This is a genomic window from Microcoleus sp. S13_C3 (assembly GCF_036700905.1).
GTDB lineage: Bacteria > Cyanobacteriota > Cyanobacteriia > Cyanobacteriales > Microcoleaceae > Microcoleus.
Genome location: NZ_JAUBPT010000145.1, coordinates 1 through 20663, shown reverse-complemented (window position 1 = coordinate 20663; position 20663 = coordinate 1). Strand labels below are relative to the sequence as shown.

Sequence of the window (20663 nt, the reverse complement as noted above, 5' to 3'; positions counted from 1 at the left end):
CCCGCCCGTCCAAAAAGGACGGGCGGGACGCCCATCCCACTTTCAAGAGTGGAAGTTATTTAATTCTCATTCCTAAAGCGGGTACTGGAAGTTGTCGATCCATCTGTAAGGAGTAGGAGAGCGATCGCCCAAAATCATCGACCTTCCAATATTTAATTGGGTTTTGGACGTTCTGATTGGCGGGAATAAATTCCTCAAAGGTAATCGTCTTTTCTGACCTTGAATTTAGGTAGCATCACAGACACGCCACGTCAGAATCTCCCAACGTTTAAGGACAGGTTCAGCAATCACTATCTCATTTTCTCTTGCCTCCATGACCAGCAAATAATCTCCCTGGTTAAATCTGTTATTGTAAATTCTTGCTTGTTCTTCTGGCACCAACCATCCTTGAAGTGCGCCATATAGACCGCCAGCAGTTGCAGCAATCCCACTTCCAAAAAAAGTTGCTAAAATGCTTTCCACCGCTACTGCCTGACCAATACCGGGAATTAGCAGGCTGCTGAGTCCAACAATTAAGGCTAGTGAACCTAGTCGTATGCTGCCTAAGATCGCGCCTACTTGTGCGCCTGCTGCTCTTGTCATTAAAATTTGCTGCACGCCCAGACAGTCCAAATCATCATTATTGTCAGAAGGTTTAGCAATCACTGAAATTTTGTGCATGGGGAAACCCCTGCTTTTTAGCTCGACTAGCGCCTGCTTTGCGTTTCGACGATCAGTAAATAGGCCACTAGCACGTTTGAGGTTTTGGTAATTCATGAGAAATATTTAATATTCAACCCGACAAAATTGGTCAATAGTGTGTAAAGCCACTTGCAATGGTTGCATCACAAAAACTACTTAGTTCAAAGGTGCAAAACGCTTTAGCAAAGCTGACAAAGCAATCATTGGCAGTCCGAATGCGATACAAATTAAGCCTTGGATTGCGGTCAAAGCTTCAGTGTCGAATAACTGATTCATAATGCCCCATTGGCTAAACAGGAATTGGAAAATGAAAATAGCCCCAATGCCGATCGCTACAGCATAGCCAACTGATTCATCTTTACCGCGTAGTTTGGCGACGCTCGCCGGAACCAAGCGACTGATGCTTAACAGGTAAAAAGCTTCGGCTGCAACCAATGCTTGAATTGCCATCGTCCGGGCTAGAGCTTCATTGCCTGTGGTTTGGACGATCCATTCAAACATCCCAAAGATCGCAATCCAGTTAAATACCGAAACTGTCAAAATCCGAGTCGTCAGCCTGCGAGACAGAAGCGGTTCATTGGCAGGTCGAGGCGGCTGTTGCATGACATCGGGAGAGGGCGGCTCAAATGCCAACGGTAAGCTCAACGCAACTGAACTGACCATATTCAGCCAGAGAATTTGTACTGGCAAAATGGGTAGCGGGGTTGCCAGAAGTACGGCAATCAAGATGGTCATGGACTCTCCACCATTCACGGGCAGGATGAAGGCGATCGCCCGCAGCAGATTCTTATAAACCGTGCGCCCTTCCTTAACTGCTTTCTCGATCGAAGCAAAGTTGTCATCCGTCAGAATCATATCTGCGGCTTCTTTTGTGACTTCAGTGCCCGTGATGCCCATTGCTATCCCAATGTCAGCTTGCTTCAGGGCGGGAGCATCGTTAACTCCATCTCCCGTCATCGCCACAATCTCGCCCTTAGACTGAAGTGCTTCGACAATGCGGAGCTTTTGTTCGGGTGCTACACGAGCAAATACACAGGTTTTTTCAACAGCATTGGCTAATTGCTGCGGATTCATTTGAGCGAGTTCTTGACCCGTAAAAACAGGAGCATCTTGGGTTTGATTTAGTCCCATTTGTTGCGCGATCGCTGCTGCTGTTTTGGCATGGTCGCCCGTAATCATCTTTACCTGAATTCCCGCAGACCGACAGCCTTGAATCGCTTGAATCGCTTCGGGGCGAGGCGGGTCGATCATGCCTTGCAGACCCAGAAAAATTAACCCTCGCTCAATATCAGAATGCTCAATTGAAGATTGAGAAGCGGGTACAACTTTCTTGGCAAGTGCCAGAACTCGTAACCCTTTTTTCGCCATTCTGTCCACGGTTTGCTCGATCAGTGCGGGGTTGAGGGATCTCGCCTCTCCCTGTTCATCGAGTATCTGGCCACACCGCTTGAGAATTGCCTCAATTGAACCCTTGACATAAATCAAGCGTTGTGGACGATCGTCATGTAAGGTTGCCATGTATTGAAACTGAGATTCAAACGGCAGTGTATCGAGCCGGGAAAGCGCTTCCTCCAGTTGCTCAGTAGTTAACCCCGCTTTTTGGGCTACCGCAACCAGCGCCCCTTCCGTTGGACTACCGACTACAGTCCAGTTTCCATCTTGCACTTTTAGATGCGACTCGTTGCACAACAGTCCTGCTTGCAGGCATTCATATAAGGCAGGTGCGTTCGCCAGGTCAACGGAATGTCCGTTTACAGAAATTTCCCCGTCTGGCGCATATCCTCCACCACTAACCCGATATCGCTTTCCACCGACATCGATCTCCTGAACTGTCATTTGATTCTCAGTCAAGGTTCCGGTTTTGTCGGAACAAATCACGGTGGTGCTGCCCAGCGTCTCAATTGCCGGAAGTTTGCGAATAATGGCGTGCTGCTTTGCCATTTGGGAAACCCCGATCGCCAGTGTCACCGTTAAAATCGCGGGTAAGCCTTCAGGAATTGCGCTGACGGCAAGCGCCACAGATACCTTGAACACCTCAACCCAAGAAAATCTCTGGGCAATGCCTGCGACAAAGGTGAAGGCAGCCAAACCTAAAATGACATAGAGCAAGGTTTTGCTAAATTTGTCAATTTTGCGACTCAGTAGGGTTTCCAGTGTGGTACTTTGCTGCATCAGTTGGGAGATGTGTCCGGTCTCGGTCGTGTCACCAATGCTGACGACCACTCCGCGTCCCTGTCCAAACGTTACCAGGCTTCCGGTATACGCCATGTTCGTGCGATCGGCCAGTGCAGCGTCTGCCTCTAGCGCCTGGGATTGCTTCTGGACCGGGACAGATTCTCCCGTTAACGCTGACTCATCGACTTGTAAGTCACGGACTTCGATCAGCCGTAGATCAGCAGACACTTTATCCCCTGAAGACAGCAAGACGAGATCGCCAGGAACCAGTTCGCTGGATGAAACCACTTGCTTTTGACCGTTGCGGAGAATGGTTGCCTCAGTTGCAACAGATTTTGCTAAAGCGGCGATCGCATTCTCTGCCTTTGACTCTTGAACGAAACCAATGGTGGCATTCGTCAGAGCAACCCCCAAAATTACCCCTGAATCAATCCACTCTTTCAGAAATGCTGTCACTATGCCAGAGGCTAACAAAATGTAGATTAGCGGCTGATTCAGTTGCTGTAAAAATCGCAACCAGGCACTTTGCGGCTTCTGAGGCGTTAGTTGATTGGGACCGAGGATCTCGCGCCGTTGGGCTGACACGTCGGAAGATAGACCTATTTCCAAGTCAGTCTCTAAAAGCCGAGCCACTTTCTCGACAGAGAGGTAATGCCAAGAGTGTTCTACTAATTTTTCTAGATTCGTTGCAGTCATAACGCTTCTTGTCAAGCCAAGTGCTTGTCTGTTGTTTGGTCTTGTTTCTAGCGTCATTGATGAATGTGAGCTAAAAGTGATAGACTGATTTCTGTTACTCACATTTGGATCACATTTGCTTCCTATACTTAGGCAGAGAACCGATTGAGATAGCTTATGGACTTGCAAACCTTAGTTCACTGGATTTGATTTATAGTTGACTGTTGACTGTTGACTGTTGACTGTTGACTGTTGACTGTTGACTGTTGACTGTTGACTGTTGACTGTAGAAGGAGGGGTCAAAAAAATGAAAATTGCGCGAATTATTTGTTGGCAGCTTTATTCGACTTTACGCCAGATGATGAAGTGCGGATTTGATATCATTCCGGCGCAGCCGGAATTGATATAAAAAGCCTTCCTTTTGATGGATGAACTATCGTACATTCACTTTGGAAGTTGAAAGGCTCAAAGACTTCATGGTGATGTTTATCGGCAAAATTGCATTTCCCAACAAACAAAATAAACAAAGAATATGCAATTATTAAAGCTATTTGTGCAAGGAATCAGCGTCAGCACAGTTGCAATTTTGGGTTTAGGTGCTTGCACCCCCCCCAATACTTCACAGACAACTGTTCCATCTACTTCTGCTCCCACAACTGCCACTGGAAATACGACTGTTCCCACCACTCCTGCGCCTGCAACCACCACAGCCCAGACGCCTCAGAATCAAGACATTGACGATATTGCCGATCGCGTAGAAGAGGCCTTAGACTCCGATGGTACCCTCAAGCAATTCGATTTGGAAGCAGACGATCGGGATAATTCGATTGTGTTAACAGGGCGCGTTCAAACGGCAGAACAAAAAGCATTGGCAGAACAAATTGCTCGGCAAATTGCAGCGAATGTTTCCATCAATAACGAAATCGTCATTCAGTAGTTCGTAACAATGATATCATGCCCGATCGATCGCCCATAATAATACAATTGCCGGGGCGGGTTTGTGAGATTGTCCCTTTTTGGCAAATATTATTGGTGAACCCGCCCTTACAGGAATCAGCGATCCCAGTGAGGAAACCTATGGATTTGGCAACCTTATTTGACTGGATGCGATCGGAATATTGAAACAATAAACTTATTCAACAATTTCGTAACGGACTAACTGGCGAACATTTTGACGTGATAACTGGAGCTCTTGGGCGATCGCTGCCTCTATCTGGGTTGCGTCAGTCATTGGCAATTCTAATTCCAATCGCTTCAAAATGGGTTCTGCTGTTTCTACCGCAACCTGGGTGGTTCCTTGTTTTCGGTTAATCACCGCGTTGATCAGCAATATATTGACAGACACCGTTGCTTTAAGCTGGGTATCTGCCTGAAGTTTATTCTTTGCGATCTGGGGTTGTTGTAATTCTTGAGCCATTAGGAAACTGGAACCAACCCAAAACGCGATCGCCACAAACGGTAGTGGCAACCAAAACTCTGCGCCTGATGCTTTTAGCCAACGTTTAGTAACCTGCCACATAAATTTTTTACCCCACCCCAACCCTCCCCGAACCCGCGGGGAGGGAGTAAGAAATTCACAAATGATTTAGGATTGCTATATTTGCACTTTAGTGGAGTTACCGTTCTGCTGAAATCATACTCAAGGGCGATGCGTCAAATGTTTCAGTTCGATAAGCCCAATTAAAGAAAAATATGAGAATCTTACTTGTGGAGGACGACCCAAAGCAACTGATGCCACTTCAAACAGTGCTGTCTCAAGCAGGACATAGCGTGGATGGGGTAAAAGATGGAGAGACGGCACAGTGGCTGTTATCAGAAAAAGAATATGATTTGTTGATTTTGGACTGGATGTTGCCACATATCAGTGGGGTAAGTCTCTGTCGTCAATATCGATCGGCAGGGAAAACAGCGCCGATTTTGATGATTACGGCAAGAGATACAACTCCTGAAAAAGTGACCGGGTTAGACGCAGGTGCAGATGATTACCTGGTGAAACCGATCGACTTGGTTGAATTCATGGCACGAGTCCGGGCATTAAGACGGCGATCGCCCCTTTGGCAAGGAGATACGCTCAGCCTTGAGGATCTACACCTCCACCTCGATACTCTGACTGTTGAGCGACAAGGTGCAACCGTTTCCCTCTCCAGTCGCGAGTTTCAGTTGTTGGAGTATTTTATGCGCCATCCCCGACAGGTTTTGACTCGCAGTCAAATTGAACAAGGTGTGTGGGAATGGGGGACTGAACCAGAGAGTAATGCGATCACGGTTCTAATTCGCAAACTCCGCCAACGCTTGCAGGCTGTAGGATCGGCAGACTGGATTGAGAGCATTTACGGTATGGGTTATCGCCTCACTTCCCCTGAAAAGTAACGATCGTGAAGCCAAGTCATGTTTAATCAAAGTCGTCGCAATCTGGCTCGTTGGTTCACCCTCTCAATGGGAAGCATTCTCGTGCTGTTTGCTGGGGCGATCTATCAGATTGAGGTAAAAGATAAACTAGAGGCGCTCGATCGACTGCTGTATGACAAAACTAGAGTCATGGCTGCCAGCGTGCATTATGAAGTTCGCCAAAACCAGAACCAGGTCGATCTGAGTCATGTTTCCTTGTTAGGCAGTGGTTCCCATCCCCTTGCTGAAGATCTGATTTACGTGCGCTGGTATAACGCACAAGGGCGGCTAGTTCGTTTTTTTGGGAATTCTCCTCCCGATCGGTTAAATACGCCCTTTGGTTATCTCACAGTTCGATCGACCGATCCACTTTTGGGAAAAGGAATCTGGCTGCGTCAGGTGACATTACCCGTTGAAGGTAGAACAGGGGTACTCGGTTATCTTCAGGTTGCAACTCCCCTGACAGAAACTCAAAACAGGCTCACTGAGCTTCAGATTGTGTTAACTCTCGCTGTCCCGCTGACACTGGGCTTAATTGCCCTCACAGGTTGGTTTCTCAGCGGGCTGGCCATGCAACCGATTCGGCAAGCCTATCAGCAGCTTCAGCGCTTTACAGCCGATGCCTCTCACGAGTTGCGATCGCCCCTGTCTGCCATTCTCACTAATGCCCAGCTTGGGTTGCTCATGGCGGCTGATGATTCACGTTACCATCCTCCCTTAGAAAACATTGTAGATAGCGCAAAATCAATGGGAGCGCTGGTGAATAATTTACTGCTGTTGGCTCGTCATCAGGGGCGACTTGCGCCGGAATCGCTCAGGTTAATCAATCTCAACGAACTCCTCAGCAATTTAGCAACCCAGTTTCTCGCACTTGCAGAAGCCCAAAATATCAAACTCACCTGCGAATCACCGACACAACGGATTGAATTATTGGCTGATCCTGATTTGCTAGGGCAAGTAGTCGAAAACTTGCTTTACAACGCCTGTAAATATACTCCCGTTGGCGGAACTGTAAAGATACGCCTAGTTCTTCATTCCAATTTGGCAGTCATTCAGATTATCGATACGGGAACCGGTATTCCAGAAGCGGACTTACCCTATATTTTCGATCGCTTCTATCGAGTAGACACCGAGCGATCGCAAGATAGCGGAGGCTTTGGGCTGGGGTTAGCGATCGTCCAACAAATTGTCAAGGCACACGTAACTGCTCAATAAGTGCTGATAAGCAAGTATCGCCAAAGTAACTCAGACAAGGCCTGATGGCCTCAAGCTGAGAATTTCAGCACAAGAGTAATTTATGAATTGGTTGCTGAGCCAAAAATCCCGGGCGATTTACGTAGGCGAGCGAGCCCGAGTTCTAATCACATCCGCCAGAGGTGGAATTATTTCATCTTGCTTGAAACGGGAGAGCAAATACTGCCAGAAAGAAATACCGAGTTTCCGACAAGTCTTTTTTAAACCCGTAAATGTATCCCGCGCTTGACGACCATTTTCATGACGAGTTCCCCCACTAATTTTTCGTCGTGTGACGTACTCTCGAATATCAGTTTCTGCCGCATTCGTATGTAACGGGATCAAAGGCGCATCTAACACTCGCAGCAGTTCTGTTTTATGAAAACAAAATTGCTTCATAGCCAAGTTCAGACCGTAGTGATGGGGATAATGCCTCCCAAAAATCTCATCAAAGCGCTGCTGCAATGGTGCCATTTTTTCCGGCGTTGGCTGTTGTTGATAATCTTTTAATTGGCGGTAATAGACCCACAAATCATCCAGCACTTGGTCTATCTCAGTACGCTGTTGTGTTGTGACTCCTTGCAGCCGGCGAATCCCTCGTTCCATATGAATCCAACACAAAGCATGGGACAAGAGCGCAAATTGTTTGGCTCCATCGCTGAGAATAATCAGGTTTGGGGGTAGACCGTGTTCTATAGCACTGCCCAGTAGTGCCGCCTCAGTTAGCATTTTCACCGCCTGTTTACTGGTGATGCCTAAGTTCTGAAGATAACTTGTTACACTTCTCGTCCCCATGACATATAATGGCACTATTAAAGTCAAATTTTGATAAGTGGCAGGCTGCTAGTTCTTGTGCAATCAGGTAACTGCGAGAATATTGATTCAGTATAAAATCGGTGTAGGGGCCTCTGAGAATTCGCAGATAGTTTTGCCGACTTTTGCTATCGGTTGTAGTAAAGTGGGTAAATAAATCGTTGCCTATGACTGTACAATAGCCATTCTTTCCTTGATGTCTGGCTCCTGTGTCATCAGTATGAATATACTTGGCTGTCTGCAACCCGGATTGTAAGACTTGATTCTGTTCCCTGTGAAATGCTTCTTTTTCTTCTACTAAGAGTCGATTAATTTGACCGGTGGAAATATCTATGCCTAGTTCTCTTAACTGTTCCCCGATTAAGTTCTGTGGCACTCGGCATTGATGGTGTTGGTATAAGATAAATGATTTTAACGTTGGTCCATAGTGTCCCTGATATTCTTTTGGCAATTTCCCGACTATTGTCTTACCTTCTGTGGTAATGTACTCTGCCAGTAAAAATCGAATACTATGCCTTTTGATAATCACATCTTGCACGTCATATTCTCGATACCCATTGAACCGGGCTCCCTCTGGGAGTTCAAGAGGTTCAATTACTCTTTCTTCATCTACTAAATCCTGGTTTTTTTTACTCCTTTTCCCAGAACCAGGTCGCTTTTCAAGGTCAATGGTTTTTTTTTCTTTTTGATTAAGGGTGCTGGGTTGAATCTTAGGTTTTCCCTTAAGTTTTTTAGCCGCCAAGAGTTGCTCTTTAAGGCTTTCGGCTTCTTCCTGTAGTTTGGTCACATCTTGTTCTAGCTTCGCTATTCTCTCCTGTTGGCTTTCAATCATCTGTTGCTGCTGAGCGATGATGTTCAGCAGTGAGCTAACTAAGGGAGTGATTTCTCCCGAGGGAATTTCAATAGCTAAATCAGGAATTTGCATATTTTCATTAAACCATATTTGACGCCAACTTGCCAAGGAGAGAAATAAGTTTATTGACTCGCGTTCTGCGAATACTGAGTGCCTCTGGGTTTGGCATAAATACCGATATTAACGCCTCAAAACCTGATTGTGTTGTAGAGATTTGCAAATGTCAGATACACCCGGACTACGGACTACTTAGCTCAGATACCCCAACCAGCGGTTATTGAGCAGTTACAGGCACACAGCGGACAAATACAGGTGACAAGTGCAGTGGGCCTCGGCTCAACATTCCAGGTTGAACTGCCACTCAAACCTTATCACTAAGCCGCCTCAAACGAGAGAGAAGGTACACTCTGCTTTATACGTAACTGTAATGTATAGCGGTTCTCAATAAAATGAGGTACACACCGCTCGCAACTGATGCCCTATGCCCTATCCCCTATGCCCTATGCCCTATACCCGCGAGAGCACCTCATGTTACTGAGAAAGGCTATATGTGGTGTATTTAGATAAATGCCAATGAAGCTGAAACATGATTTCTGGGTTGGTTTGGCGATCGCCGCGATCGTCCTGAGCTCTTGTTGGGACCCAACTACCTCACAAAAACAACCACCAGATATAAAACGTGAAACATCACTGAGAACAGTCACGTTAGATAAAACAAAAGTTGTGATGGGACAAACCGTATATGTCCCTATTTACTCACATATTTATCACTACAATAGCCAGGATCATGTGATGAATTTGTCAGCCACGCTCAGTATCCGCAATACGGATCTGACGAATTCAATTATTATTACTTCGGTGCGTTACTACGATAGTGAGGGGAAATTGATTAGGCAGGACATTAAGAGTCCAGTAGAACTCCAGCCGCTTGCTTCCACAGACTTTTTCATTGCAGCAGATGATACAAGTGGAGGATCAGGTGCAAACTTTATTGTGGAGTGGGTTGCAGAAAAAACGGTTTATGAGCCTGTGATTGAAGCTGTCATGATTAGTACCTCTTCTTCTCAGGGCATTTCATTTATCAGTCCCGCTAAAGTTCTCAAGCAACACAAGATGCAAAAATGATTTTAGAGGATTAATTTCTTGCTTTACAAGGTACTTTTAGAGTATTATAAGGGAGCATCTCATATTTGCAACAACACTTCTTTCTTCTTCCTTCTGACTCTTTTCTCCTGGCTCCTGACTCCTGACTCCTAATTCCAATTTCGAGCTTTGCTGCAAAAGTGAGATGCTCCCATTTTTATTATTTAACTTTGTACATCACTATTTATTGCAAAATAAAACGATAGCATTACTGTGCATGACTACCCAACTTTTTTATGTTAAGATTAGAGAGCTTGAGGATGAATACTAAAAATATAAATGAGGACTTAGGGTATGCAAAAGCGACAATTGGGGACATCAGAAATTCAGATTACCCCGATAATTATGGGGACTTGGCAAGCTGGGAAGCGGATGTGGGTGGGAATTGAGGATGCTGAAACTGTCAAAGCAATGCGCGCGGCTTTTGAGGCAGGTATTACCACCTTTGATACGGCTGAGGTTTACGGAGAAGGGCATTCGGAACAAATTATCGGTCAAGCACTTTCAGATGTGCGATCGCAAGTAGTTTATGCTAGCAAAGTTTTCGCCAACCACCTGAAACCCGATTTGGTAATCGAAGCCTGCGATCGATCGCTAAAAAACCTCAACACCGATTATATCGACCTTTACCAAATCCACTGGCCCGCCGGCACTTGGAATTCCGAGTTAGTACCCATTGCAGAAACAATGGACGCCCTGAACAAGTTAAAAGAACAGGGAAAAATTCGGGCGATCGGCGTTTCCAACTTCTCCCGCGCCCAAATAGAAGAAGCCGCCCAATACGGACGCATCGACAGCTTGCAACCGCCATATTCTCTGTTTTGGCGCTGGGTAGAAAAAGATGCTATGTCCTATTGTGTGGACAATCATATCTCAATCATTGCCTATTCATCTCTAGCTCAAGGAATATTGACAGGTAAATTCGGGCCAGAACACAAGTTTGAAGAAGGCGACCACCGCGCCAAAAATAAGCTGTTCATCAAAGAAAATTACGACCGAGTGCAAACAGCACTAAATCAACTCAGACCAATTGCCGATCGCCACCAAACAAGCTTAGGAAATTTAGCTTTAGCCTGGTTGATTTCCCAGCCACAAACAAATGCCATTGTCGGCGCGCGCGACGGGGAACAAGCAGCCGAAAATGCTAAAGCTGCTGAGGTGAAATTGAGTGAAGAGGAATTAAAAGAAATTGACGCGATCGGGCGAACAGTCACCGATCATTTAGACGATAATCCGGTAATGTGGAACTTCTAAAACAGAACTGACGCAACTGGCATATATAGTAAGGTACCCCGGAACTCACGCCCAGATCACCATTCTCGCTTAACGGGCTAGAAGCCCGTTCCACCAAGAGTGAATTTCTTGGGGAATGGGCTTCTAGCCCGTTCCTAAAAAGCTAATGAGGTATAATATCTACTGCGCTGTGGAAATATTCAAAAAGTTAAAATCAAAAATCAAAAATCCGAAATCTAAAATCGAATGAGTTACTGTCTGAATCCTAACTGTTCCAAGCCGCAAAATCCCCCCGCAGTCAAATTATGCAAACATTGCCGTTCAAAACTGCTGCTGCGCGATCGCTACCGGGCTATAAAGGCGATCGGACAAGGCGGTTTTGGTAGAACATTCCTCGCCGTTGACGAAGACAAACCCTCAAAACCTCGCTGCGTCATCAAACAATTTTTACCCCCAGAAACCCAACTAATCCCATCAGCAAGCAATCGCAACAGCAAAAAAGCAGCCGAACTTTTTGAACAAGAAGCAATGCGATTAGACGAATTGGGCAAACACCCTCAAATTCCCGAACTATTAGCCTATTCCATCCAAGAGGGCCGACAATATGTAGTCCAAGAATTTATCGACGGGCAAAATTTAGCACAAATTGTAGAAACAGAAGGCAGATTTACCGAAAATCAAATTCAAGACTTACTCAATAGCTTATTACCCGTCCTTCACTTCATCCATTCCCACAACGTTATTCACCGAGACATCAAACCCGGAAACATCATCCGCCGCGCCGACAAACAATTAGTTCTAGTAGACTTTGGCGCAGCAAAAATTGCCACAGGTACAGCCTTACTCAAAACAGGAACTAGCATCGGCAGCCCCGAATACATCGCCCCCGAACAAGCTAGAGGCAAAGCATTTTTTACCAGCGATTTGTACAGTTTAGGCGTAACTTGTTTGTATTTGCTAACTCAAGTTTCCCCTTTTGACCTGTTCGATCCTGGTGAAGATTCCTGGATATGGCGACAGTATTTGGCTAACAACCCCGTGAGTGAAGAACTAGGGAAAGTTTTAGACAAAATGATTCAAAATGCTACTAACCGCCGCTATCAAACGGCTGTTGAAGTATTAAAAGAAATTAATCCCCAAATTGCGATCGATCTAGCCATTCCCCAAACAAATTCCAAGTTAATTAAACCCGGAAAAACTCCCGCCCAGCCCCAACAGCAAACCTATAACTGGCAATGTATTCACACCCTAACAGGTCACAAAAACTTAATTTACTCTGTGGCTTTCAGTCCCAACGGAGAAGTTGTAGCCAGCGGCAGCGATGACAAAACAATCAAGCTGTGGGGAGTTGAAGACGGGCAAGAAATTGTCACCCTCACAGGACACGCTAACTCAGTTTATACAGTAGCTTTCAGCCCTGACGGACTAATGCTAGCCAGCAGCAGCCACGACAAAACTGTCAAACTTTGGCAGATGAAAGATGGACAAGAAATGCGTACTCTGATCGGTCACAGTAACTCAGTTTACGGCGCAGCTTTCAGTCCAGATGGCGAAATTATTGCTAGCAGCAGTTGGGACAAAACAATCAAGATTTGGCGCGTCAAAGACGGGCAAGAAATTCGCACGCTTGCGGGTCACACCAACTTAGTTTATTGTGTTGCTTTTAGTCCGGATGGAGAAACTATTGCTAGCTGCAGTTGGGACAGAACCGTCAAAATTTGGCGAGTTAAAGATGGGAAGCTAATTCGCACACTTACAGGTCATACAGACTCCGTTCGCTGCATAGCTTTCAGTCCAAATGGCGAATTTTTAGCCAGCGGCAGTCACGACAATACGATTAAAATTTGGTGGACAAAGGATTGGCAAGAAGTTTTAACTATCACAGGTCATTCTTGGTATGTTGATTCTATTGCGTTTAGTCCCGATGGCGAGATTCTGGCTAGCAGCAGCAATCAAACTATCAAGATTTGGCGAGTGAAAGACGGTCAAGAAATTTGTAATATTGCGGGTCATAATAACTCGGTCTATTCTGTTAATTTTAGCCCGGAAGGAGAGTTGATGGCTAGCGGCAGTAGTGACAAAAGTATTAAGATTTGGCAGAATACCATGTTTGTTTGATTAACCACGATCGAAATTGTTTGTAGTCGGTGGGCGGGGGCAGGTTTATGATAATTGTGGGTTTTAGGCGATTATTGTTGGTGAACCTGCCCCTACAGGAATTATGGTCAATTCACCGAACACGATATGATTCAACCGTTTTCCCTTTCAATTTTTTGCCGCAACTCCCGAATGACTGTACTTGTAGGGCGATCGCGCGACATTTGCCAGCATTCCTCCACAATTTCTGATACATTAAAATTGGGAAAATAACGGCTAACTGAACTTTCTACATATCGATTGTTTTGCAAGTCGTAAATTCTGAGCTTATTTTTCTTAAACAGCCACACTTCCGGCACTTGATAAGGCAAGTAATCATCTAAATCCGTGTAGCTAGTTACGTCTACTTCGATTACTAGATCGGGCGGCGGTTCAACACCCCAAGCAATCCTATCTTTACCAATAATTGTCGCACAACTATCGATATAAAAACAATAATCTGGTTCAATTCCTCTTACCTCCGGCAAATCCATCGTAATTGGTGTAAACGCTTCATAATCTCGCCCCAAGTAATCTAGGAAAACCATTGCCACCATTGCAATAATATGAGATTGTTTTCCGTGTACTGGTAAAGGGGACATTAACAAAATCTCTCCTGGTCGATATTTGATGCGTGGAATCGGACGATCGCCCAATTGTTCTACAAGTGCTTGGTAATCCTGCCAAGTACCAGGCAACCTCACAACTGTTCCTGGTGGCAACTGAATTTTTTCTGGCGTGACGACTGCGAACATAAAATTTATACCTCCTGACTGAGGATGTGTGTTTTAAAAACTAAAAGCTATTTATCAATCTATCTGCTTCACTACCTCCAAGGCTAACCCTACCACCTCTGCAATTTGCTCATCCTTCAATCCCAACTGTCGTAATTTAAGTAATTGGACAGAATTAATTACACACTGATTTTTTGCTGATTCTTTACTAGACAAGGCTTGTAGCCCAAATTTTTGTGTAATTAATTGTGTCCTACTACTTACCAACCATTTCAATTTTAACTTGATTCGTGCTTTCCTGGAAGTCGGGAGTTTCAGACAGACTTTGATCTAGGGTAGAAGTGGGTATTTCTGAGCAACCATTGATATAATTAATTGTGTGGCTATTACCAAAATTAGTAGTGCGATCGCCAAAATTTATATTCAGATTTAATTGCCGTTCGAGAACAGATTCCAGATTTCCTTTATCAACTGGTTCATCAAAAGCATCAGATAACATTTGCAAAAGCTCGTAACCTACATCCTTAGTATGACCCGCCGTACAACCATAAGTATCTGCAATATCAGAATACTTTTGTCGCTTCAGTATTCCCTCGATAATTTTACGCTGCAAGTCATTGAGATGTTTGCCTGTCTTCGCGCTGAGCACTTTATCTACAAATTGCAAGATATGGGCAGTGTCCATCAGTAGGGGGGTCGGAGAACTATAGTTAGTATAGCCGTCTTTATCCGTCTTTATCCGCCTTTATCCGCCTTTATCCGAATTTTAGAAATACCCGTCTTTTTCCGTCTTTTTTCGCTTTTCAGTTTTGAGCGATCGGTCTATGATACGGAAGAGCTAAAAAGCAGGTTTGCTGCTGGAAGTGGCTGCAGAGCAATTCCGCTCATCAACGGCGAGCGATAGAGCTTTACTATTTTGCGAGTTGCGATCGCACTTTTAAATTATCTTATACGTTTTGGGCGATCGCTTCTCATTGCTATGTTGCTATTTTGCTTGAGTATCCTCGGACTACAAGCAAAAGATTGATTGTGATTGTCAAGCAAAGGAGCGGTAGGATGAGTATCAAGAATTATCTCAAAAGCACTCAAAATATTATTATAGGGTTATTTTCATTTGCAGCCTGCATAGGAATTTCAAACAGCAAAGCTCAAGCCTTTGAAACCTTCTATGTGAGAGAAGGTATGGCTTTGAACACAAATATGACATTTAGGCTTTTTGATACAAAACCTAGAATGTCAATTTATCAGAGAAATGATAATGATCGCGATCAACAATTTGAGCGCTTTCCTGGTAATCGTGGCGGTATCCTCTTACGAAACCGCTCGACGGGTATGTGTTTGAATGCACACCATGTGTACAATGGTGCAGAGATGAACACTTGGCCTTGTGATGCCAACGATCCCGATCAAAATTGGAATTTAGTGGACGTTGGTGATGGCTGGAACCTGATTAAAAGAGCCGGAACAAGTATGTGTGTTGATACTCCAACACGAAACAATGCCGGAAAAGTTCAGTTGTGGACTTGCAATTCAAACAATTCTAATCAAAGATGGAAGAGTAGCGCGCCACCTCGTCCTGTCGCTCAAACATCAGAGCAAAAGATCCCACTATCTCAATACGAAGTATGGATTGTGGCTCGTAAACCAGAAAATTCAGGGATTCCATCACCTAATGACGCGGGTCATGCCTGGATTGCTGTTGTTAGACAAGACTATACCCGAGTGAAAACTTTTCGCAACAATATTTTGCAAAAGGACGAGAATGTATTCGACAGAGGTGGGTGGCAAGCCGATACAACATACAGCTTCTGGCCCAACTCGAATCTGACTGTTAATCATTCTTCGGACTCTGGCCAGACAACTAAAATTATCAAAGGTGAGTCAATTAGTAAGAGAGGCTTTGCGGTTCGCAAGGCAAAAATTAGTAACGATCGAGCTAACTGGATCAAGAATGGCGCTTTTAGAGAGGCGGGATGTAACACCTATTGGGCTGTGGGTGGCATTCGTGGAGGCTGTAATTGTGCCGACTATTCTACTAGACAATGGCACGTCTTAACCGCTCAAAGGGAAGACTTTAGAATCCGTTCTGTTACATGGCAATTAACACTAGACAACCTCGTTGACGCGATTAACAAAAAGAATCGGGAAAGCGGAGATTTTCTGGATAGTGGAAGAGTTTGGCAATAATGCAAGTAGAGTAGTTATCTCAAAAGCAATCCCAGGTATTTTATGGTAAATATCTTTTACATAAGAGTTAGTGTATTGATTTCGACAACTTTATTGTACCCAGCACTTCTTACACAACCTACAAGTGCCAAGCTTAAATTAAATACCGGCTCTTTAGACAACATTTCTACTGATATAGCCTTATCACAGGGGTCACTAATGTATCCGCTGTACCCACTAATCTCTACTGACAAAAGCCAGAGTGAAGTATTAGTTGCTGGAAATAGTTCTGAGTACATAGATAACGGCGGGTATGCCACAAAAGATGAGTTTTTGAAGGCTCAAGATTATCAACCGTCGTCAGATTACGCATCTCCCGATGAGAAATATAATCCTGTACCCGTTCGGCCTAGTATTCCATTCAGATTAGGAACACCGTATTTTCTTAACCCGAACACAGTATGCCGTGAACAGTATGGTGGTTTACAGTTGGTATGCCTTCCAAAGGAGCAAGCTGAGCGGGTTTGGGGAAAGATTTAAAGTAGGGCGATATCCTGATTAAGAACTTTTAAACAGAAGTACGATCGCCCTTCCTCCACCTCTTCAACAACTCCGGCGTCACCAACCCTTGCGGAAAAAATATCGTCCCCAAAACAATTAGCAACCCAAAAATAATTAACCGCCCATCCCGCAGAAATTGCGCCAACCAAATCGGCAATCCCTGAATAGTCGCCATCCCCCTCAAAACCTCCGGCAAAGCAGTAAACACCATCCCACCCAAAACTGCTCCCAGAAAACTTCTGCTACCACCAATCAACACAGAAGTCAAGTAAATAATACTAGCATCAAAAGTCCCTTGACGGGCGTTCCAAGTATTCAGGAAATGAGCACTAACTGCACCCACAACCCCAGCTAAAACAGCACCTAACGTGAAAGCCAAAACCTTATAAAAAGTTGGGTTAATGCCGATCGCATCTGCCGCCAACTCATCAGCCCGAATCGCGGCAAAAGCCCGCCCCACCCGAATCCGTTCCAGTCGATAGACGATCGCCATACTTACCAACAGTAAAGGTAGTACAATCCACAAATACTCGATCGGCGTCCCAAACGGTTGCGGAATCCCAAAAATGCCCACAGCCCCGCCAGTGATATCTAAATTCAGCGATAAAACCCGCAAAATTTCCACAAAAGCAATAGTTGCGATCGCCAAATAAATCCCACTCAACCGCAGCGCCGGAATTCCCACCAAAATCCCCAGCAACCCCGAAACAACCCCTGCAATTATCATCTCTAATAACAACAACGGCAGTGGAAACAAACCCCCTGTCGGCTTAAACACCGTCGTAGACAAAATCGCCGCAATATACCCACCCAACGCATAAAAACCAGGGCTAGCGAGAGACAACTGACCAGTCATTAGAGGCAAATACAGCGACATTCCCAACATTGCACCCAGCAACATCGAGACAATCAGAAAGCCATAAGTAGTAAAAAATGTAGCCATGATTTTATTTTAAATAATAAACATACTTAAATACCAACTTCATCTCAAATCCAGTCCCATCATAATCCTTCATTTCTCTCTTCTCTTTCTCTGCGTTCTCTGCGTCCTCTGCGGTTAAATCATTCCGATATAATTAGTTTCTTTAGGGGGCAATCCCCCGTGGCCGTTGGTGCGTGCGAATAGTCGAACCATCGCCCCAATTTTAATCACCTAATTATCTATTTTACACCTTTTGAATCAAACGCCGACCAAACAAACCCTGCGGTCTAACCAATAGCATAATAAACAATATGGCAAAAGCAACAGCATCCTTATAAGCCGAAAAATCTCCCGGCACAAAAGCCTCCACCAAACCAATGATAAACCCACCCAAAACTGCCCCAGGAATACTCCCCAACCCACCCAGCACAATCACCGCCAAACCCTTCAAACCAAAAGCAATACCAAAATACGGCCCAGCAATACTAACACTAGAACCCACCAAACTCCCCGCCAAACCAGCCAGAAAACTGCTCACAAAAAACGTCAAAACAATGTATCTATCAGTATCAATCCCCAATAAACTAGAAGTAGTAGCATCTTCAGCCACAGCCTGCATTGCTTTGCCAAACTTAGTAAAATTTATTAAGTAAGTTAAGACAGCTACAATCGCAACTGATACCGCAAAAATTACTATTTGAACAGTCCGAATCGGAATTGGTTTATCCGCTGTTCCGAAGTTAATTGCAGCGGGCAAATAGCCGTAAGTGTTAGCAGGAAAAGTGTAAATTTCCGCACCTACAAGATATTGGATCATATTTGCGATCGCAACTGCCACACCCAAACTAGAAACCACCGTCAGCAGAGGATCAGAGTGTCGCCGACGCAAAGGCAAAAAAGCAATTCTTTCAACAATTACTCCTACCAAACCAGCCATGACACTTCCCAAAATTAACGCCACAGCAAAAGGCAACTGCAGGGGAATTCGAGCATTAGCCCACAACCCATTAAAACCGAAAGTACCTCCCATCAGCGCATAGGTGAAATAAGCACCCAAAGTAAATACTGCACCGTGAGCAAAATTAATAATTCCGAGAATAGAAAACACCAGCGTGTATCCCAAGGCAAAAATAGCATACACGCTGCCGATCGACAAACCATTCAAAAATTGTTGCAAAAACAGAGTTAAGTCCATCACCAGTTAGAGATTCGGCATCAACATTAAATCATTCAAAAACAAACAGCATACAATTTTTGACCTTGCGGAATACAGGTATGAATTCAAGATTTCGTAATTGCTAGAAGCCAAGTAGGGTGAGTTTTGTAACATCAAGCGAAAAGTTGATTCATACGCCAGAATCAGCAACGCCCAATTTTTACTCTGACTTCTGACTTCCCCCCTTGGGGGGCAGAGGGGGTGACTTCACACTCACACTCAATAACTCATCCGTGTATCCGTGTCAAAATCAGTGTCGTGCCTTCATTTCAAAAACTCAAACTTACCATTATTGCCATCCGCCTCCATTTTTATCTTTGCCACATAAAACTCTTTCTGATTAATCTCACCTTCAGGCGTAAAAGAAATTTCCCCCAAAGGCGTATCGTACTTGCCCACCAGCAACTGCTGATTCAAATTTGTACGCAACTCTGCCAATGGCTTTTCGCTAACCTTAGACTTAGCATTAATTGCCTTTAATGACTCAACAAAAACTTGTACGCCAGTAAAAGCTTGAGCGCTAAACTGAGGCGGTTCTTTCTTAAATTGAGCGCGATAAGCATCACGAAAAGCCTTATTAATCTCATTTTCGTATTCCGGGCTGTAGGCTTGGGCAATCAAAACCCCATCGCAAAGAGCCTTGCAAACAGGAAATACATTAGAAGTATTCAGACCGTTGCCCCCAATGATAACGCCTTTGTAACCCAACTCCCGCAATTGCTTAATTAAATTGCCTCCATCGGCGGCCAACCCAGAAATAATTATCAAATCGGGCTTGACATTTATCCCATTAGTGGCTTGAGATTGGAAATCTGTATCAGTAGTCAAGAATTTTTGGACTGTTGCCAATTCCAGTCCCATATCTTTAACCGTTGTCTGAAAAGTTTCAGTCTCAGATTTGCTAAAAGCATCATTCTGAGCAAAAAACACGGCTACTTTCTTAATATTGGGGTTTTGCTTCAGTGCGGCTTTAACTGCATTTGGTGCTACCACGGCCACAGGGGCGGAGACTCTGGCCACATAATCGCCAATCTGGGGAATGCCTTTAGCGGTGTTGGAGGGTGCGAGTACGGGAATTTTTGCGCGATCGGCGATCGGATCGGCACTAAAAGCCTGCTGGGAGAGAGTTGGGCCCACAATACCCACCACCTTATCCTGATTGATCAGAGTATTGAAGGCATTGATCGCCCCTTGTTCATCTCCACCGGTATCTTGGAACACCAGTCTAATCGGCGTCCCATCCACACCGCCCTTATCGTTGAAATACTTCTCAGCAATTTTCGCGCCAGCCACCTGTTCCTGACCCAGCAAAGCCACATTGCTAGTTTGCGCCACCCCAACCCCAACGGGAATAGCCGCAGAGTTCCCCGCGGCCGAACCCTGTGGCGAAGTTGCCGGAGTTGGCGAAGTACCTGGAGATACTGTATTAGTAGCAGTTTGGGGAGTGTTCGTCTGAGTGCAAGCGATCAGCAGTGAAGCGCAGGTAACGAACAAGGCAGTAGGGCGAGAAGTAGGTTTTTTCATGGGCGGGCGATCGAACACATATATATAGACCATCTCTATATAGAACATCTATATGTGCAAATATTCTACCGATTCGCGGGAGAGACCCGGACCCAAAAACCTATTTTCGGGGCAAAAAGACGCCATAGCCATCAAGAGGAGTCAGCCAGGGGAGGTCGGAGAGCAACGTAAGAGCCGAAACCCTTGGTGTGTATAGGTTCAAAAAAAAAT

General features: G+C 44.9%; 18 protein-coding genes. 8 read left to right on the top strand and 10 right to left on the bottom strand.

Annotated elements, in window-relative coordinates:
- Nucleotides 1-225 precede the first annotated feature (225 nt).
- Complete coding sequence (locus QUA16_RS28725) at nucleotides 226-756, bottom strand: hypothetical protein (RefSeq protein ID WP_333107574.1); 531 nt, start codon at nucleotides 754-756, stop codon at nucleotides 226-228.
- Nucleotides 757-837: 81 nt separating this feature from the next.
- Nucleotides 838-3552 (bottom strand): cation-transporting P-type ATPase, encoded by a 2715-nt coding sequence (locus tag QUA16_RS28720; protein ID WP_333107575.1) that lies wholly within the window; start codon nucleotides 3550-3552, stop codon nucleotides 838-840.
- 511 nt (nucleotides 3553-4063) lie between these two features.
- Between QUA16_RS28720 and QUA16_RS28715 the strand changes: the two genes are divergently transcribed.
- On the top strand, nucleotides 4064-4468 hold the full coding sequence (locus QUA16_RS28715) for a BON domain-containing protein (protein ID WP_333107576.1): 405 nt from the start codon (nucleotides 4064-4066) through the stop codon (nucleotides 4466-4468).
- 195 nt (nucleotides 4469-4663) lie between these two features.
- On the opposite strand, the gene QUA16_RS28710 is transcribed toward QUA16_RS28715, so the two are convergent.
- Nucleotides 4664-5050 carry a hypothetical protein gene (locus tag QUA16_RS28710; RefSeq protein WP_333039132.1) on the bottom strand — a complete coding sequence of 129 codons (387 nt, stop codon included), beginning with the start codon at nucleotides 5048-5050 and terminating at the stop codon, nucleotides 4664-4666.
- 173 nt (nucleotides 5051-5223) lie between these two features.
- Between QUA16_RS28710 and rppA the strand changes: the two genes are divergently transcribed.
- Nucleotides 5224-5901, top strand: a complete 678-nt coding sequence (gene rppA, locus QUA16_RS28705; protein ID WP_333107578.1) for a two-component system response regulator RppA — start codon at nucleotides 5224-5226, stop codon at nucleotides 5899-5901.
- Between the two features lie 18 nt (nucleotides 5902-5919).
- Nucleotides 5920-7134, top strand: a complete 1215-nt coding sequence (locus QUA16_RS28700; RefSeq protein WP_333107579.1) for a HAMP domain-containing sensor histidine kinase — start codon at nucleotides 5920-5922, stop codon at nucleotides 7132-7134.
- Nucleotides 7135-7251: 117 nt separating this feature from the next.
- On the opposite strand, the gene QUA16_RS28695 is transcribed toward QUA16_RS28700, so the two are convergent.
- Together QUA16_RS28695 and QUA16_RS28690 are read right to left on the bottom strand one after the other, a co-directional pair.
- The gene (locus tag QUA16_RS28695) at nucleotides 7252-7881 is read right to left on the bottom strand and encodes an IS66 family transposase (RefSeq protein WP_333107580.1); all 630 of its coding nucleotides are present in this window, start codon (nucleotides 7879-7881) and stop codon (nucleotides 7252-7254) included.
- Between the two features lie 13 nt (nucleotides 7882-7894).
- Nucleotides 7895-8890: an IS66 family transposase gene (locus QUA16_RS28690; RefSeq protein WP_333107581.1), complete on the bottom strand. Its 996-nt coding sequence runs from the start codon at nucleotides 8888-8890 to the stop codon at nucleotides 7895-7897.
- Between the two features lie 501 nt (nucleotides 8891-9391).
- Between QUA16_RS28690 and QUA16_RS28685 the strand changes: the two genes are divergently transcribed.
- From QUA16_RS28685 to QUA16_RS28675, 3 genes are all read left to right on the top strand, one after another.
- Nucleotides 9392-9943 carry a DUF3124 domain-containing protein gene (locus QUA16_RS28685; protein ID WP_333107582.1) on the top strand — a complete coding sequence of 184 codons (552 nt, stop codon included), beginning with the start codon at nucleotides 9392-9394 and terminating at the stop codon, nucleotides 9941-9943.
- A gap of 312 nt (nucleotides 9944-10255) precedes the next feature.
- Entirely contained in the window at nucleotides 10256-11215 is a 960-nt protein-coding gene (locus QUA16_RS28680; protein ID WP_333107583.1) for an aldo/keto reductase, read from the top strand.
- Between the two features lie 225 nt (nucleotides 11216-11440).
- Complete coding sequence (locus tag QUA16_RS28675; protein WP_333107584.1) at nucleotides 11441-13312, top strand: serine/threonine-protein kinase; 1872 nt, start codon at nucleotides 11441-11443, stop codon at nucleotides 13310-13312.
- A 131-nt stretch (nucleotides 13313-13443) separates the two neighbouring features.
- Here QUA16_RS28675 and QUA16_RS28670 read toward each other — a convergent pair whose 3' ends face one another.
- Both QUA16_RS28670 and QUA16_RS28665 read right to left on the bottom strand, forming a co-directional pair.
- Nucleotides 13444-14085 carry a Uma2 family endonuclease gene (locus QUA16_RS28670; RefSeq protein ID WP_333107585.1) on the bottom strand — a complete coding sequence of 214 codons (642 nt, stop codon included), beginning with the start codon at nucleotides 14083-14085 and terminating at the stop codon, nucleotides 13444-13446.
- A gap of 235 nt (nucleotides 14086-14320) precedes the next feature.
- Complete coding sequence (locus QUA16_RS28665; protein ID WP_333107586.1) at nucleotides 14321-14749, bottom strand: hypothetical protein; 429 nt, start codon at nucleotides 14747-14749, stop codon at nucleotides 14321-14323.
- A gap of 371 nt (nucleotides 14750-15120) precedes the next feature.
- On the opposite strand from QUA16_RS28665, the gene QUA16_RS28660 reads away from it, so the two are divergent.
- Nucleotides 15121-16251, top strand: a complete 1131-nt coding sequence (locus tag QUA16_RS28660) for an RICIN domain-containing protein (RefSeq protein ID WP_333107587.1) — start codon at nucleotides 15121-15123, stop codon at nucleotides 16249-16251.
- 42 nt (nucleotides 16252-16293) lie between these two features.
- Nucleotides 16294-16770, top strand: coding sequence for a hypothetical protein (locus QUA16_RS28655; protein WP_333107588.1), 477 nt, complete (start codon nucleotides 16294-16296; stop codon nucleotides 16768-16770).
- Between the two features lie 28 nt (nucleotides 16771-16798).
- Here QUA16_RS28655 and QUA16_RS28650 read toward each other — a convergent pair whose 3' ends face one another.
- From QUA16_RS28650 to QUA16_RS28640, 3 genes are all read right to left on the bottom strand, one after another.
- The gene (locus QUA16_RS28650) at nucleotides 16799-17734 is read right to left on the bottom strand and encodes a branched-chain amino acid ABC transporter permease (RefSeq protein ID WP_333107589.1); all 936 of its coding nucleotides are present in this window, start codon (nucleotides 17732-17734) and stop codon (nucleotides 16799-16801) included.
- A 223-nt stretch (nucleotides 17735-17957) separates the two neighbouring features.
- Entirely contained in the window at nucleotides 17958-18908 is a 951-nt protein-coding gene (locus QUA16_RS28645) for a branched-chain amino acid ABC transporter permease (protein ID WP_333107591.1), read from the bottom strand.
- Nucleotides 18909-19193: 285 nt separating this feature from the next.
- Nucleotides 19194-20486, bottom strand: a complete 1293-nt coding sequence (locus QUA16_RS28640; RefSeq protein ID WP_333181522.1) for an ABC transporter substrate-binding protein — start codon at nucleotides 20484-20486, stop codon at nucleotides 19194-19196.
- Nucleotides 20487-20663: the final 177 nt, after the last annotated feature.

Excerpts from the sequence above, each read along its gene's own strand:
- QUA16_RS28675 (WP_333107584.1), top strand. The coding sequence starts at position 11,441 with ATGAGTTACTGTCTGAATCCTAACTGTTCCAAGCCGCAAAATCCCCCC.
- QUA16_RS28690 (WP_333107581.1), bottom strand. The coding sequence starts at position 8,890 with ATGCAAATTCCTGATTTAGCTATTGAAATTCCCTCGGGAGAAATCACT.
- QUA16_RS28680 (WP_333107583.1), top strand. The coding sequence starts at position 10,256 with ATGCAAAAGCGACAATTGGGGACATCAGAAATTCAGATTACCCCGATA.
- QUA16_RS28665 (WP_333107586.1), bottom strand. The coding sequence starts at position 14,749 with ATGGACACTGCCCATATCTTGCAATTTGTAGATAAAGTGCTCAGCGCG.
- QUA16_RS28640 (WP_333181522.1), bottom strand. The coding sequence starts at position 20,486 with ATGGTCTATATATATGTGTTCGATCGCCCGCCCATGAAAAAACCTACT.
- QUA16_RS28700 (WP_333107579.1), top strand. The coding sequence starts at position 5,920 with ATGTTTAATCAAAGTCGTCGCAATCTGGCTCGTTGGTTCACCCTCTCA.
- QUA16_RS28655 (WP_333107588.1), top strand. The coding sequence starts at position 16,294 with ATGGTAAATATCTTTTACATAAGAGTTAGTGTATTGATTTCGACAACT.
- QUA16_RS28710 (WP_333039132.1), bottom strand. The coding sequence starts at position 5,050 with ATGTGGCAGGTTACTAAACGTTGGCTAAAAGCATCAGGCGCAGAGTTT.
- QUA16_RS28685 (WP_333107582.1), top strand. The coding sequence starts at position 9,392 with ATGAAGCTGAAACATGATTTCTGGGTTGGTTTGGCGATCGCCGCGATC.
- rppA (WP_333107578.1), top strand. The coding sequence starts at position 5,224 with ATGAGAATCTTACTTGTGGAGGACGACCCAAAGCAACTGATGCCACTT.
- QUA16_RS28660 (WP_333107587.1), top strand. The coding sequence starts at position 15,121 with ATGAGTATCAAGAATTATCTCAAAAGCACTCAAAATATTATTATAGGG.
- QUA16_RS28695 (WP_333107580.1), bottom strand. The coding sequence starts at position 7,881 with ATGCTAACTGAGGCGGCACTACTGGGCAGTGCTATAGAACACGGTCTA.
- QUA16_RS28650 (WP_333107589.1), bottom strand. The coding sequence starts at position 17,734 with ATGGCTACATTTTTTACTACTTATGGCTTTCTGATTGTCTCGATGTTG.
- QUA16_RS28645 (WP_333107591.1), bottom strand. The coding sequence starts at position 18,908 with ATGGACTTAACTCTGTTTTTGCAACAATTTTTGAATGGTTTGTCGATC.
- QUA16_RS28715 (WP_333107576.1), top strand. The coding sequence starts at position 4,064 with ATGCAATTATTAAAGCTATTTGTGCAAGGAATCAGCGTCAGCACAGTT.
- QUA16_RS28725 (WP_333107574.1), bottom strand. The coding sequence starts at position 756 with ATGAATTACCAAAACCTCAAACGTGCTAGTGGCCTATTTACTGATCGT.
- QUA16_RS28670 (WP_333107585.1), bottom strand. The coding sequence starts at position 14,085 with ATGTTCGCAGTCGTCACGCCAGAAAAAATTCAGTTGCCACCAGGAACA.
- QUA16_RS28720 (WP_333107575.1), bottom strand. The coding sequence starts at position 3,552 with ATGACTGCAACGAATCTAGAAAAATTAGTAGAACACTCTTGGCATTAC.